Annotated in this window: 10 protein-coding genes and 2 tRNA genes; 3 read left to right on the top strand and 9 right to left on the bottom strand. The window is 68.3% G+C overall.

Features of this window, described 5'->3' with window-relative positions; genetic code table 11:
• Positions 1 to 37 precede the first annotated feature (37 nt).
• The 6 genes from ABLI39_RS03555 to ABLI39_RS03530 all read right to left on the bottom strand — a co-directional run bounded on the left by ABLI39_RS03555 (position 38) and on the right by ABLI39_RS03530 (position 6,505).
• Positions 38 to 1,450 carry a GntT/GntP/DsdX family permease gene (locus tag ABLI39_RS03555; protein WP_349412039.1) on the bottom strand — a complete coding sequence of 471 codons (1,413 nt, stop codon included), beginning with the start codon at positions 1,448 to 1,450 and terminating at the stop codon, positions 38 to 40.
• 43 nt (positions 1,451 to 1,493) lie between these two features.
• Positions 1,494 to 2,027: a gluconokinase gene (locus ABLI39_RS03550; RefSeq protein ID WP_349412038.1), complete on the bottom strand. Its 534-nt coding sequence runs from the start codon at positions 2,025 to 2,027 to the stop codon at positions 1,494 to 1,496.
• A 74-nt stretch (positions 2,028 to 2,101) separates the two neighbouring features.
• Positions 2,102 to 2,881: a PIG-L deacetylase family protein gene (locus ABLI39_RS03545; RefSeq protein WP_349412037.1), complete on the bottom strand. Its 780-nt coding sequence runs from the start codon at positions 2,879 to 2,881 to the stop codon at positions 2,102 to 2,104.
• The gene (locus tag ABLI39_RS03540) at positions 2,878 to 3,837 is read right to left on the bottom strand and encodes an electron transfer flavoprotein subunit alpha/FixB family protein (RefSeq protein WP_349412036.1); all 960 of its coding nucleotides are present in this window, start codon (positions 3,835 to 3,837) and stop codon (positions 2,878 to 2,880) included. Before ABLI39_RS03540 ends, ABLI39_RS03545 begins: the two co-directional genes overlap by 4 nt.
• A gap of 14 nt (positions 3,838 to 3,851) precedes the next feature.
• Positions 3,852 to 4,652, bottom strand: coding sequence for an electron transfer flavoprotein subunit beta/FixA family protein (locus ABLI39_RS03535; protein ID WP_349412204.1), 801 nt, complete (start codon positions 4,650 to 4,652; stop codon positions 3,852 to 3,854).
• A 290-nt stretch (positions 4,653 to 4,942) separates the two neighbouring features.
• Complete coding sequence (locus tag ABLI39_RS03530; RefSeq protein WP_349412035.1) at positions 4,943 to 6,505, bottom strand: S1C family serine protease; 1,563 nt, start codon at positions 6,503 to 6,505, stop codon at positions 4,943 to 4,945.
• A gap of 306 nt (positions 6,506 to 6,811) precedes the next feature.
• Between ABLI39_RS03530 and ABLI39_RS03525 the strand changes: the two genes are divergently transcribed.
• The 3 genes from ABLI39_RS03525 (at position 6,812) to ABLI39_RS03515 (ending at position 11,281) form a co-directional block, all read left to right on the top strand.
• Positions 6,812 to 8,860, top strand: a complete 2,049-nt coding sequence (locus tag ABLI39_RS03525) for a TPM domain-containing protein (RefSeq protein WP_349412034.1) — start codon at positions 6,812 to 6,814, stop codon at positions 8,858 to 8,860.
• Between the two features lie 115 nt (positions 8,861 to 8,975).
• The gene (locus ABLI39_RS03520) at positions 8,976 to 9,764 is read left to right on the top strand and encodes a PspA/IM30 family protein (protein ID WP_349412033.1); all 789 of its coding nucleotides are present in this window, start codon (positions 8,976 to 8,978) and stop codon (positions 9,762 to 9,764) included.
• 92 nt (positions 9,765 to 9,856) lie between these two features.
• Positions 9,857 to 11,281, top strand: a complete 1,425-nt coding sequence (locus tag ABLI39_RS03515) for a cryptochrome/photolyase family protein (protein ID WP_349412032.1) — start codon at positions 9,857 to 9,859, stop codon at positions 11,279 to 11,281.
• Positions 11,282 to 11,335: 54 nt separating this feature from the next.
• Here ABLI39_RS03515 and ABLI39_RS03510 read toward each other — a convergent pair.
• From ABLI39_RS03510 to ABLI39_RS03500, 3 genes are all read right to left on the bottom strand, one after another.
• Positions 11,336 to 11,409 (bottom strand) — tRNA-Met (locus tag ABLI39_RS03510).
• Positions 11,410 to 11,531: 122 nt separating this feature from the next.
• A tRNA-Met gene (locus ABLI39_RS03505) sits at positions 11,532 to 11,605 on the bottom strand.
• A gap of 174 nt (positions 11,606 to 11,779) precedes the next feature.
• Positions 11,780 to 14,803, bottom strand: coding sequence for a UPF0182 family membrane protein (locus tag ABLI39_RS03500; RefSeq protein WP_349412031.1), 3,024 nt, complete (start codon positions 14,801 to 14,803; stop codon positions 11,780 to 11,782).
• Positions 14,804 to 14,810 lie beyond the last annotated feature (7 nt).

Genomic DNA, 14,810 nt, shown 5'->3' with positions numbered 1-14,810 from the left:
GCGGCTTTGTTGTGCCGGTTGGGTGTTGTCCGGACGCTTAGATGACCAGCGAGAGCAGCATCACGAAGCCGAAGCCCACCACGGAGATCAGCGTTTCCATCACGGACCAGGTCTTGAAGGTCTGGCCGACGCTGAGGCCGAACAGTTCCTTCACCAGCCAGAAGCCGGCGTCGTTGACGTGCGAGAGGAAGAGCGAACCGGCGCCGATCGCGAGGGCCAGCAGGGCGGCATGGGTCGGTGAGAGCGAGCTGGCCAGCGGGGCGACGATGCCGGCCGCCGTCACGGTGGCCACGGTGGCGGAGCCGGTGGCCAGGCGCAGCGCGACCGCCACGAGGAAACCGAGCACCAGCACGGACATGTTGGCGCCCTCGGCCCACTTCTTGACCGCGTCGCCGACGCCGGCGCCGATCAGGGTCTGCTTGAAGCCGCCGCCGGCCCCGACAATCAGCAGGATCGCGGCAATCGGGCCGAGGCTCGCGCCGATCTTGGCGGTGATCTTGTTGCCGGTGAAGCCGACGGCGTAGCCGAAGGTACCGATTGCCAGGAGCACGGCGAGCGTCATGGCCACCAGCGGCTGGCCGACGAAGTCGAAGAAGACCCGGATCCACGGCGCCGTCTTGGCGTCCGGCCAGATGATGTCCACGACGGCCTTGAGCAGCATCAGCACCACCGGGAAGATGATGGTCAGCAGCGTCACCAGGAAGCTGGGCTGGCGCTTGACGCCCTCCAGGTCGGCCCCGTGCTCGGTGTCGATGCCGCCCGCAACGGCGGGGGCGCCCACGGGAACCCACCGGGCGGCGAGCCGGGAAAACAACGGCCCGCAGATGATGACCGTGGGGATGGCCACCAGGAGTCCGAGCGCGAGCGTGGTGCCGAGTTCGGCCTTGACCGCGCTGATCGCGATCAGCGGTCCCGGGTGCGGCGGCACCAGGCCGTGCAGCACCGACAGCCCGGCCAGGGCGGGGATGGCGATGCGCATCAGCGGCATCCGCGAGCGCTGGGTGACCAGGACGATCACCGGCAGCAGCAGCACCAGGCCGATTTCGAAGAACATCGGCAGGCCGATGATCACCGCGACGAGCGTGATGGACCAGACCACGCGGTTGCCGCTGGCCTTGGCGAGGAGTGTGTCCACCACCCGGTTGGCGCCGCCGGAGTCCGCCAGGAGCTTGCCCAGCATGGCGCCGAGGGCGATCAGCAGGCCGACTTCCTTCAGGACGCCGCCGACCCCGTCCTCGAAGTTGGTGATGATCTTCGCCAGTTCCACCCCGGAGGCCAGGCCGACGAAGGCCGAGCCGAGCACCAGGGCGAGGAAGGGGTGGAGCTTGAACTTGGCGATCAGCACCACGATCAGTGCGATGCCGACGGCGGCGACTACCAGGAGTCGGGTGTCGTGGCCGGTCCAGGCCTCGACGGCAGCCGGAAGCTGCAGTGCTGCAAGAGAATTCAAAACGTGTTCCTAGCTGGGAATGAAGGGTGTGTCCGGCGCGCGGTCAGTGCGTGCCGGCGCCGGCGGCGTCGAGTTGGAGACGGTCGATGATTTCCTGGGCCTCTTCGGCCGGTGTGGCGCCGACGCACAGGGTGATGGAGTTTTCGTCCTCGGTGGGGGCTTCAAGGGCTTCGAACTGGGATTCCAGCAGGGCCGGCGGCATAAAGTGGCCGTGCCGGGAGGCGAGCCGGTCCGAGATCCTGTCCTTGCTGCCTTCGAGGAAAACGAAGACAACACCCTCCCCGCGCAGCACGTCCCGGTACCGCTTCTTCAGGGCGGAGCAGGTCACGACGCCGGGTGTCCCGGCCGCCGTGTGCGCCCGGATCCAGTCGGCGATGCTGTCCAGCCACGGCCAGCGGTCTTCGTCCGTCAACGGCTGGCCCGCGTGCATTTTGGCCACGTTGGAGGCCGGATGCAGGTCGTCGCCTTCGGCTAGGTCCCAGCCGAGCCGGCCGGCCAGCAGGCCGGCCACGGTTGATTTGCCCGAGCCGGAGACGCCCATGATGACCAGAACGGGGTGCTGCGCAGTCTTCGCCATTAAAGTCTGCCTTCCATCAATAAATATGATTTAAACAATGGCAAGCATATGGCAGCGGTCCCCCGCGGGCAACACTAGAAACCGGCGATGGTGCCGGGGCCGTTGACGGCTACGACGTGGAACGCCTCGGCGCTGCGGCCCTCGGCCAGCCCTCCGCGTTGCGCGGTGGCCAGCATCAGGGCGCGGACGGTGCGTTCCATGGCCTCGACATCGGGGTGCTGGCTGACGTGGATGTGGATGGCGGCCAGTTTGGCCTCGACGTGCCCGCTGACATCGACGAAGTGGTTTTCGCGTTCCTCCGGCCCGGCGAACAGCCAGAGCCAAGGCAGTTTGTAGGCCGCCAGGCCGGCCTCGGCCAGCTCCGGGTACGCGAAGGGGTTCTCCAGCGCCGGGTAGACGGCCCGCGTCACCGCCTCCCCCACCGCCAGATGGTCCGGGTGGCTCTTCTGGATGCGGTTCCAATTGCGCTCGGGATGCATGGCAAGCACGACGTCGGGGCGGAGTTGGCGGATCAGGCGCACCACCTCGCGCATGACCTCGTGCGAGGCCTCGAGATAGCCGTCGCGCTGGTGGAGGTAGCGGATGTCGGTGACGCCCACGAGGGCGGCGGCGCGCTGCTGCTCTTCGGTCCGCAACCGCACGATTTCGTCACGTTGCCCCGGATCGAAACCGCCGGCGTCGCCGTCGGTCATGATGCAGTAGCTGACCTGGACCCCGGCGGCGGTCCACGCGGCGATGGTGCCCGCGGCGCCGAAATCGACGTCGTCCGGGTGGGCGGTGAAACAAAGCACCCGCTCGATCCGGTGGTGCTCCGGATCGAACGGGCTTTGTGCCGCGGGGGCGTTGGTGCTCACTGGCCGGCCTTGCGCTTCTTGATTTCCTCGGTCGCCTGCGGGAGTACCTGGAAGAGGTCGCCGACGATGCCGAAGTCGGCGATCTCGAAGACCGGCGATTCGGCGTCCTTGTTGACGGCCACAATCACCTTGGCGGTCTGCATGCCGGCCTTCTGCTGGATGGCGCCGGAGATGCCGGCGGAGATGTAGAGCTGCGGCGAGACGGTCTTGCCGGTCTGGCCGATCTGGGCGTCGTGGCCGATCCAGCCGGCGTCCGTGGCCGCGCGCGAGGCGCCGATGGCCGCGCCCAGGGCGTCTGCCAGTTCCTCGACGGGCCCGAAGTTGCCGTCCACGCCGCGGCCGCCGGCCACCACGATCCGGGCCTCGGACAGGTCGGGGCGGCCGCTCGCGGCCTTGTCGTTCCGGGCAGTGACGCGTGCGGCCCCGGTCGTGGCATCGGCGGGCAGTTCCACGGTGACCGGCTGCGGGGCGGTCGCCGCGGCGGCCGGCTCCGGCTCAACGCTGTTGGACTTGACGGTCAGGACGGCCACGGGGGTGGTGGCCTTCGCCGTGGTGGTGTATGAGCCGGCGAGCACCGACTTGTGCGCCGTGCCGTCCGGGTCCACGGCGACGACGTCGGTGATCACGCCGGCGCCGAGCTTGATGCCCAGCCGCGCCGCGATCTCCTTGCCCTCGGCCGAGTTCTCGGCCAGCACGACGGCGGCCCCGGAGGTCTGCGCGGCGGCGGCCAGGAAGGCCGCCTTCGGCCCGACGAGGTAGTCGTTGAGGTCCGCCGCGGCGGGGACGTAGAGATCCGCGGCGCCGTACGCGGCGAGGTCCGCGGCGACTGCGTCCTGCAGTTCGCCGTTGAAGGCCACCGCCGGCTCGCCCAGGGAGCGGGCGATGGTAAGGAGCTCCAGGCTGGACTTCTTCAGCGCCGGCCCGGGGGTGTCAATGAATACAAGTACTTTTGCCATGTCCGGTTTTCCCCTTAGAGCAGCTTCTGCGCGGCCAGGAACTCGACCAGCTTGATGCCGGCGTCGCCCTCGTCGGTGATGATGGTGCCGGCTGTCCGCGGCGGGCGGACCTCGGCGGTCTCGACGGCGGTCCAGGAGCCGGCCAGCCCCACCGAGTCGGGGTCGACGCCGATGTCGGCCAGCGTCAGCGTGGTGATGGTCTTCTTCTTGGCCGCCATGATGCCCTTGAAATTCGGGTAGCGGGGGTCGTTGATCTGGTCCGTCACGGACACGAGCGCCGGGAGGGTGGCCTCCACCGTATCCGCGTGCGAGTCCCCGTCACGGCGGGCGGTGAGCGTGCCGCCGTCGAGTTCGAGCGAGGACGCGAAGGTGACCTGCGGCAGGCCAAGGCGCTCGGCCAGCTGGGCCGGAACCAGGGAGGTCTCGCCGTCGGTGGACGCCATGCCGGTCAGGACCAGGTCTGCGGGGACGTCGGCGCCGAGGTGCCGGATCGCGGCCGCCAGGGCCAGGGAGGTGGCCGCCGCGTCCGAGCCGGCGAGCGCGTCGTCGCTGAGGTGGACGCCTTCGGTGGCGCCGATCTGGAGCGACTTCTTGACGGCGTTGACGGCACCGGCCGGGCCCATGCTCAGGGCGATGAGCTTGTTGCCGGCGGCCTCGCCGCCGCGGGCCTCGATCAGCTGCAGCGCGGCTTCGAGGGCGTATTCGTCCAGCTCCGACAGGATGCTTTCGGAGCGGTCCGTGGTGTTGTCTCCGCCGGTGAGGTGGCGGTCGAACTGCGCGTCCGGTACGTGCTTGACCAGCACGATGATCTTCAGGGTCTCTTCCACTGTCTCTACAGCAGCCTTCCATGCGGGTGGGCGGCCGGCCGGGTGGGCCGTGGCCAGGGGGCGCCCGGGGGCGCCGCGGTTTCTCCTAGCTAACCATACAGCGCGGGCCCGGTGCGGCCCGGGTTAACGCCTGTGTCAGGACCGGCTGGCGGGACGCGGCGGCGGGGGCGCCCGTCCCTGCGGGCCGGGGGCAAAGGGTCCGCAAAAAACAGTGCCGGCCAGCACCCCCAAGGTGCCGGCCGGCCTTGCATTCGGTGGTGCACTGCTGCACCCGAGGGTTACTGTTCGGCTGCGGCCCCGAGGGTCACGTCGAGTTCCTTCGCCTGGCCGCCCCGCAGGACGGTCACCTTCACCGTGGCGCCCGCGGCCTGCTCCCGTACGGCCGCCGTGAGCTGGTTGGGATCGCTGATGGAGCGGTCCTGGAACTTCGTGACGACGTCGCCGACCTTGATCCCGGCCTTGTCCGCCGCCGAGCCCGGCTCGACCGTGGCCACATCGGCGCCGACCGAGAAGCCGGAGGACGAGCTGCCGGCCGCCTTGGACTTGACGCTGACCCCGAGCTGGCCGTGGCTGGCCTTGCCGTTGCTGATGATCTCCTGGGCCACCCGCTTGGCGTGGTTGATCGGGATGCTGAAGCCGACGCCGATGTTGCCGCTGCTGCTGCCGCTGGCATCCCCGCCGGCGGAAGCGATCGCGACGTTGACGCCGATAATTTCTCCCTTGCTGTTGACCAGCGCGCCGCCGGAGTTGCCCGGGTTGATCGCCGCGTCCGTCTGGATGACGTTGATCGAGATGCTGCCCTGGTTGGCGGTGCTCGGCGCCTGCCCGCCGCCGGGAGGGGCGAACTGGAAGCCCTGGTCACCGCCCTGGGAGTTGTCTGCGCCGTCCTTGGGTGCCGCCGAGGACGCCACGCTGATTGTGCGGTTGAGGGTCGAGACGATGCCGTCGGTGACGGTGCCGGTCAGCCCCAGCGGAGAGCCGATCGCGACGGCGGTGTCGCCCACATTGAGCTTGCCCGAGTCGCCGAGGCTGGCCGGGATCAGCCCGCTCGGGTTGTCGATCTTGATCACCGCGAGGTCGGAGAGCGGGTCGGTGCCGACGATCTTTGCGCTGAAGACCTTGCCGTCGCTGGTGCGGACTTCGACTGCGGCCTTGGCGGTCTTGCCGTCCAGGGTGACGACGTGGGTATTGGTGAGCACGTGCCCGTCGCCGTCGAGAATGATGCCGGAGCCGGTCCCGCCGTCGCTGCCGCTCGTGGCCTTGATGGTCACAACGCTGGGCGAGGCCTTCTGGGCGGCGGCGGTGATGGCGTTGACGTCGTCCTTGTTGTTGACGATCACGGTGCCGGGCTGGCCGGCGCTGCCGGTGGAAGCCACCGGGCGGTTCCCCATCAGTGCGCTGCTGCCGGCCACGACGCCGCCGCCCACGAGCCCGGCGGCGAGGATGCTGGCGACGAGCGTGGGAACGCCGAAGGCGGCCTTGCGCTTCGGTGCGTTGCCCGGCTGGCTGAACGAGTTGTGTGCCGGAGGCCCTGCCGGCGGCTGGTTGCCGTAGCCGCCATAGGGGCCGGGAGTGTGGGCGTACTGGGGCTGGGCAGCCGGTGCGCCGAACTGCTGGGTGTCGGTGTCCGGGTGCTGGCCGTAAGCGGGCGGGCGCTGCGGATATACGGGCTGCGGGGCGTTGTCCGCCGGCCGGTCCAGCCTCGTCGTCGGGTTCTCCTGGGCTGAGTCCTCAGCGGGGGCGGCGTGCGGAGCCGCGGGAGCACTCTCGCCCGGCCCAAGCGGGTCCCGGTTCTTGGTCGATGGATCCGGTGACGCGCCCTGCATTGGGTTCTCAGTCATGGGACTTCCTTTCATCCTCGTCTGCAGATAAGTATGCTCGCCCAGACTGGTGCAAAAGCGAACATTTGCTGGGAGGTTCCTGAACGCCGACCCCTATGTGGGAGGCCATGTGAATTGGCGTCCCGGTGGGTGCAGCGCGTTTCGCTGGTGGCATATTCCCGGCGGTGGACGGCCTCCGGGGTGCACCATAGAATCAAATGGAATTGCCACAGCGACCTGCGGCTTTACACCTGCGTGGGGGCGCTGCTGCGTTCTGAGACGACCGGTTCGGCTTGATCCGGTCACAGAAGTGCTGAAGGGTTACCGATGCGGTCAATGATGAAACGATTCCTCGCCGTTCTCGGCGTCGCCGGATTGCTGGCCCTCCCCGCCGCTCCCGCGCTGGCCGAAGACCCGGTGACCATCCCTTCCGGACAAAACATCGTGGACAGCGCAAATGTGCTGGGCAGCCGCAAGGGCGAGGTCCAGGACGCGATCCAGAAGCTCCTGAAAGACCACAAGTACAACCTTTACGTGGTCACTGTGAACTCCTTCGAGAACCCCGCGAATGCGACGACGTGGGGCGACGCCGTGGCCACGAAGAAGGGCATGGGCAACGCGGATGTGCTGCTCGCCATCTCAACTGCCGGCCAGTACTACTTTGCGCCGAGCACCAGAAGCGCGATCTATGCCAAAAAATCGAGTATCACCCAGAATGCAGTCGTGGCGAATCTGGCCGGTGGCAAGAAGGATTATGCCCAGGCCGCGATCGACGCCGCCGCCGCAATCGGTGACGCCGCCGGCGGCGGCAGCGGGTCGGTCCCGTCGGGAGCCAACGCCGGGAACGGCGTCCTGGTCGGCGTCGGTGTGGTGGCCGCCGGCGGCGTGGGGACCTACCTTTACCTCCGCAACCGCCGGAAGAAAGCCGCCGTGGCCGGCGGCACCGCCTACGGACCGCAGGGCGCCGACCTGGACCCGCTGGCCGGACTGAGCGTCGATGAACTGCGCCGCAAGAGCAGCTCGCTGCTGATCGAGGCGGACGACGCCATCAAGTCCAGCGAGCAGGAGCTTGGCTTCGCCCAGGCACAGTACGGCGAAGCCGCCGTCGGGAACTTCACGAAGGCGCTGCAGGACGCCAAGGCCCACATGACCGAGTCGTTCAAGCTGCAGCAGCAGCTGGACGACCACATCCCGGACACCGAGGAGCAGCAGCGGACCTGGCTGGGCGAGATTATCCGCCGGTCCGAGGCGGCGCTGGCCTCCCTTCAGGAGCAAAAGGCCGACTTCGACTCCCTGCGGGAGCTGGAGAAGAACGCCCCGCAGGCACTCGCCGACGTCGGGGCCGGCGCCGCCGAAGCCGAGACCAAAATCGTTGCGGCCGAGGAGTCGCTGACCGGCCTCCGGGCGAAATACGCGGACAGCGCGCTCACGCAGGTGGCGGACAACATCAGCCAGGCCAAGGAACGGCTGGCCTTTGTGCAGAACGCCTCGGCCACGGCCCAGGAGAAGCTCAGCGCCGGTGAGGGCAGCCTCGCCGCCGTCGCCGTCCGGGCCGCGGAGGAGAGCCTGCACCAGACCAACGTGCTGCTCGGCGCCATCACCAAGGTGGCGGCCAACCTGGACGAGGCCAGCAGCGGGCTCGAGTCCGCCGTCGTCGACACCTCCCAGGACCTGGCCCAGGCCCGCGCCATGATCCAGTCCGGTGCGCACCCGGAGCTGGCCGGACCGGTGGCCGGCGTGGAGGCCGCACTGGCCCAGGTCAAGGCCGAGATCCAGGGCGGCAAGATCGACCCCATCGCCACCCTGGCGCGTGTGGAGAACGCCCACCAGTCCCTGGATGCCGCCCTCACCGGCATCCGCGACCAGCAGGAACAAACCCGCCGGGCGGAGGCCTCGCTGCAGCAGAGCCTCATGTCCGCCCAGGCGCAGATCAGCGCCACGTCGGACTACATCACTGCCCGCCGCGGCGGCGTGGGCACCGAGGCACGCACGCGGCTCGCCGAGGCGCAGCGCAACCTCGACTACGCGCTGTCGATCTCCCGCACCGACCCGGTGACGGCCTTGCAGTACGCCCAGCAGGCGCACTCCCTCGCCGCCCAGGCAGCCCAGCAGGCGCAGGCCGACGTGGACCAGTTCGGCGGCTTCGCCAACCAGGGCTACGGCCGCGGCGGAATGTTCGGCGGCGGCGGAGGCGGCGGCCTTGGCGGCGCCATCCTTGGCGGCATCCTGATCAACTCCATCCTGCACGGCGGCGGTGGCGGCGGCTGGGGCGGCGGAGGCGGCTGGGGCGGCGGCGATTCCGGCGGCGGCTGGGGCGGCGGCGGCGACTTTGGCGGCGGCGGCGATTTCGGCGGCGGGGACTCCGGGAGTTTCTAGCCGGCCGGTTACAGACTAGGCGCCGGCGGACTCGTTCCGGCCGGCGGGTAGAAGCGGTACATTCACTGTTCACCGAATCCAGTGGCCACCACTGGATAGGACGAAAGGCAACACCATGGTTAAGCAGTCCATTTTCGGCCGTATGGCGCAGCTGGCAAAGGCGAACATCAATTCCCTGCTGGACCAGGCAGAAGATCCGCAAAAGATGCTGGACCAGATGGTCCGCGACTACACGAACAACATTGCCGAAGCCGAATCCGCCGTCGCGCAGACCATCGGCAACCTGCGTATGCTCCAGGACGACTACAACGAGGACGTCAAGAACGCCCAGGACTGGGGCAACAAGGCCCTGGCCGCCTCGCGCAAGGCTGACGAGTACCGTGCCAACGGCGACACGGTGGACGCCGAGAAGTTCGACAACCTCGCCAAGGTGGCCCTACAGCGCCAGATGACGGCGGAAAACGAGGCGAAGTCGGCCGAGCCGAGCATCGCCTCCCAGTCCGAGGTCGTCGACAAGCTAAAGCACGGCCTGGACCAGATGAAGGGCAAGCTCAACGAGCTCACCAGCAAGCGCAACGAACTCGTCGCCCGGTCCAAGACCGCCGCCGCGCAGACCCAGGTGCACGACGCCCTCAAGAGCATCGACATCATGGATCCGACCTCCGAGGTGGGCCGCTTCGAAGAGAAGATCCGCCGCGAAGAGGCCAAGGTCCGCGGCCAGCAGGAACTCGCCGCCTCCAGCCTGGACGCCCAGTTCAACTCCCTGGAGGACCTCGGCGAACAGACCGAAATCGAGGCGCGCCTCGCCGCGCTCAAGTCCGGTGGCCGCACGCAGGCCCTCGGCGCCAGCAACGGCCCGACCGCGGGCAGCACGGTGGACGAAGCCGACTTCGACAAGCTCTAACCCGTAGGGCAGGGCCGGGCGCCGCGGGGTGCCCGGCCCTTGCTATGCCCGGGCCGCGTCCGGGGCCGGCGCCGATCCAGTAGCGTGGAGCCATGTCCTCGACTCTCGTTTGGCTTCGCGACGACCTCCGCCTTGACGACAATCCCGCGCTGGTGGAAGCCGCCACGGCGGGCGACCCCCTCACCGTGGTCTATGTCCTGGACGAAGAATCTCCCGGTGTACGGCCCCTGGGCGGGGCGGTGAAGTGGTGGCTGCACCATTCACTCGAGGCACTCGCCGCCGACGTCGAAGCAGCCGGTTCGCGCCTGCTCCTGCGCCGCGGCCCGGCGGACCGCGTGGTCCGGGCACTGGCCGAGGAAACGGGGGCCAGCCGCGTGTTCTGGAACCGCCGCTACGGCGGCCCGGAACGTGCCGTGGACGCCGGCCTCAAGGAATGGGCCGCCGGGCAGGACATCGCCGCCTCAAGCTTCCAGGCCAGCCTCATGTTCGAGCCCTGGACGGTCCGTACCGGCGCGGGTGGCCCGTACAAGGTCTTCACCCCGTTCTGGAAGGCCTGCCTCGAGGCGCCGGAGCCCCGGCAGCCTTTGGGCGCACCGGAGCGACTCCCTGCACCGGCACGGAACAGCTCAGGTGAACTGCCGGCCGGCGAGGCGCTGGAGGACTGGGCCCTGCTCCCCCACCGCCCGGACTGGAGCGGCGGGCTTGCCGCGGAATGGACGCCAGGCGAGGCAGGCGCCCGCCGCCGGCTGGAGGACTTCCTGGATGGGCCTGCGTCCGAGTATGGCACCGGCAGGGACGTGCCCGGCGTCGAGGGCACGTCCCGGCTCTCCCCGCACCTGCGTTTCGGCGAAATCAGCCCGTTCCGGGTCTGGCACGCGCTCCGGGAACGCTTCCCGCACGGCGCCCCCGCCGACGTCGGGGTCTTCCGTTCCGAACTCGGCTGGCGGGAATTCTGCTGGCAGCTGCTCTACGAGAACCCGCAGCTGGCCACCCGCAACTACCGCCCGGAATTTGACGACTTCGCCTGGCAGACGCCGTCGGACGCCGAACTGGAGGCCTGGCAGCAGGGCCGCACCGGCTATCCGCTGGTGGACGCCGGGATGCGCCAGCTGTGGCAGACCGGCTGGATGCACAACCGCGTGCGGATGGCGGCGGCGTCGTTCCTGGTCAAGAACCTGCTGGCCGACTGGCGGGTCGGCGAGGCGTGGTTCTGGGACACCCTCGTGGATGCGGACGCCGCCAGCAACCCCGCCAACTGGCAGTGGGTGGCCGGCTCCGGAGCGGATGCCTCGCCGTACTTCCGGATTTTCAATCCGGTCACCCAGAGCAAGAAGTTCGACGCCGCCGGCCGTTACCTGCGGGTGTTCCTCCCGGAACTGGCGGAGCTGGAGGACAAGGCCGTGCACGAGCCGTGGAAGGCCGACGGGGCGGCCGGCGGCTACCCGGAGCCGATCGTTGGCCTCCCGGAGTCCCGGGCCCGGGCGCTGGAGACCTACCAGCGGCTCAAGGACGGCTAGGAAACAATGAAGGCCCGGATCGCATGATCCGGGCCTTCGCTTTACTGCTATTCGTTGCGGGGACAGGATTTGAACCTGTGACCTCTGGGTTATGAGCCCAGCGAGCTACCGAACTGCTCCACCCCGCGTCGCTTGATCAACACTACCCTACTTTGGCAGCCGCCCCGACCACTCCCCTGGTTCCGGCGAGGGGCCGGCGGTTAAAACAAGAAGTCCGGAACACATTGCCGGGTTCCGGACTTCTTCTCAGTTGCGGGGACAGGATTTGAACCTGTGACCTCTGGGTTATGAGCCCAGCGAGCTACCGAACTGCTCCACCCCGCGTCGCAAGAACAACTTTACCTGCCGGTGAACGGGAGGCCAAATCGGGGCGGCGTGATGTGCATCCCATCGGCTTTGAAGCCCGCCGGCCCGGGCGACGCCGGGAAAGGCGAAGGCCGGATTCCCCGCTCCAACGGAACGGGGAATCCGGCCTGCTGTGCCTGCTGCCGTCCGCGCCTACTTGCTCGGCGACGGCGACGGCGTGGCCGACGGCGAAGCGCTGCCGCTCGGTGACGGTGTGGCCGACGGCGCGGGCGCCGGCGTCGTCGTGGCGATCTTGGCTTCGGCGTCGATGGCCCGCTGCAGGGCCGCGGAGAGCTTCTTCTGCTGGTCGCCGTAGGCGGCGAAGTCGCCCTTGGCCAGGGCCTCCTGGCCGGCCTTGATCGCGCCGTTGGCCTCGTCGAGGGCCGCCTTCAGCTCGGCCTTGGCGTCCGTGCTGCCGCCGGTGGCCGGCGGCGTGGTGCCCGGTGACGGGCTTGCCGGCGTCTGGCCGTTGTTGGCGGCGTCGCCGGCGGTTGCCCCGGATTTGCCGCCGAACAGCTCGTTCAACGCCTCATCCAGGGTCGGTTTAAATCCGATCTTGTCACCGAACGCCACCAGGACCCGCTGCAGTGTCGGGTAGGAGGTCTCCCCCGTCGATTTCAGGTAGACCGGCTGGACGTAGAGCAGGCCGCCGCCGACCGGCAGCGTCAGCAGGTTGCCGTTGAGCACGGCCGAGGCGCCCTGCCGCAGCAGGTTCAGCGCCTGGGACACGGTGGGATCGGAGTTGAACTTGTTCTGCGCCTGCCCGGGCCCGGGTACGTTGGCCTCCGGCGGGATCTGCAGCAGCCGCAACTGGCCGTAGCTGTCCGCTTTCACGCCCTTCTGGTTGCCTGCGTCCGAGTCCGCGGCCAGGAAGCCGTAGAGGACGTTGCGCGCATTGCCATTGACCACCTGCGGGATGAACGATGAGGTCAGCTGGAAGGCAGGCTTGTCCTGGTCGGGCATCTGCAGCGACATGTAGAACGGCGGCTGCTTGACCCCCTCTTCCTTGACGGTCGGGTCGTTCGGCACGCTCCAGGCGTCGTTGTTGGTGAAGAAGTTGTCCGCGTTGGTCACGTGGTAGCGGCCCAGGAGTTCACGCTGGACCTTGAACAGGTCCTCCGGGTAGCGGACATGGCTCATCAGGGCGCCGGACATCTCCGAGAAGGGCTTCAGCGACGTCGGGAACACCTTCTGCCAGGCTTTCAGGACCGGATCCTGGTCATCCCAGGCGTAGAGCGTGACCGAGCCGTCGTAGGCGTCGACCGTGGCCTTGACCGAGTTGCGGATGTAGTTGACGGAGTTGCTCGGCAACGCGGCGGTTCGGCCCGCCGAGGTCTGCGAATCCCTCGTGGCGTCGGAAAGCTGTTCCTGCTGCGAGTACGGGAAGTACGGGCTCGTGGTGTAGCCGTCGACAATCCACTTCACCCTGCCGTCGACGACGGCGGGGTAGGCGTTGCCATCCACGGTCAGGTACGGCGCAACCTTTTCGACGCGGTCCTTCGGGTTCCGGTCGTAGAGGATCTGCGATTCGGCGTTGACGCCGTCGGAGAGCAGCAGGTCCGAGGACTGGAACTTGATCGCATAGAGGATCTTGTTGAGGAAGCTGCCGACGTTCGGGCCGCCGTTGCCGGTGAAGGTGTACTGCGTTCCGGCGTCGCCTTCCTTGGCCGCCGGGCGGTCCTGCTCGCGGTGCGCGGCGCCGTCCGGGGCGCCGACAATCGAGTAGTCCGGCGAGTTTTCGCCGAAGTAGATCCGCGGCTGGTAGCTGGTGTCGGTGCCCAGCACGCCGGTGGACGGGATGCCGGACTGCAGGAATTCGGGCTTGCCGTCCGCGGTGAACTTGTTGCCCTTCGCCGCGACCACACCGTAGCCGTGGGTGTAGACCACATGCCGGTTCAGCCAGGACTGCTGGTTGGTGGCGAGTCCGCCCGGGTTCAGCTCGCGCACCGCGATCACGGTGTCCTGAATCTTGCCGTTCACCTCGTAACGGTCCACGTTCAGGGTGCTTGGGAACTGGTAGTACGGCCGGTACTGCTCAAGCTGGGAGAAGGCGTCCGAGATCAGGTTCGGGTCCAGCAGCCGGATATTGGCGGTGGTCTGCGCGTCCGGGGCCAAGGCGCCGGTGGTGGCGTTGGTGGTGGCCTCGTAGCGCTTCTCCTGAATCTTGTCGAGGCCGTAGGCGGCACGGGTCATGGCGATGTTCCGCTTGATGTATTCGTTCTCCAGGGTCTGCTCCGAGGGGCGGACCTGGAACTGCTGGATCACCCAGGGGTAGACGCCGCCGGCCAGGATCGAGGTGATGACCAGCATGGCGGTGCCGATTACCGGCAGCCGCCACTTGCCGATGACGGCAGCGACGATGAACAGCACGGCCACGAGGGCGGCGGCGACGGCGAGGATGGCCTTGGTGGGAATGACCGCGTTGACGTCGGTGTAGAGCGCTCCGGCCCAGCGGCCGCCGCTGTTGAGCACAGCGGAGTAGCGGTCCAGCCAGAAGTTGGTGCCGAGCAGCAGCAAGAAGGCCGCGCCCGTGACCGCCAGGTGGATCTGGGCGGCGCGGCTGGTGAAGACGCCGCGCTCCATCAGCCGGATGCTGCCGTAAAGGTAGTGCGTGAGGATCCCGGCGATGCCGGCCACGACGGCGACGCTGATCAGGAAGCCGGTAACGAAGCCAAGGAACGGCAGCGTCATGAGGTAGAAGCTGATGTCCAGGTTGAACTGCGGATCGTTCTGGCCGAAGGGCTGCTGGTTCAGGAACAGCAGCACTTTCTGCCACTGGCTGGCGGCCGCGCTGCCGGCGAAGAGGCCGAACAGTACCGGCAGGCCGATCATGACCACCCGGCGGATCGGCTCAAGCTGGGCCTGGTAGCGATTGAGGTTGTCCCGGACGTCCGAGTCGGGCGCGTAGACCGGACGGGACGTGTAGGCGATCCGGATCGCGAAGTACATCGCGGCGAACATAACGGCGAAGCCGGCCAGGAAGATGGCGATCCGCGCGAGGTTCTCTGTCATAAAGACTTCGAAGAAGCCCAGCTGCTGGTACCAGAGGACGTCCGTCCAGACATTGGCGAAGAAGATGAAGCCGACCACGATGAGGGCGACAACGATCAGGGTGGGCGTCAGGGCGCCCCGCCGTTGCTGCGGTCTGCCGGGCGGGACGGTGCTGGGACGGGACAAACTCGGT

It is taken from the genome of Pseudarthrobacter sp. B907 (assembly GCF_040137805.1).
Classification (GTDB): domain Bacteria; phylum Actinomycetota; class Actinomycetes; order Actinomycetales; family Micrococcaceae; genus Arthrobacter.
Note: the sequence above shows the minus strand (reverse complement) of the source record. Positions and strands in the feature narration are given on the sequence as shown.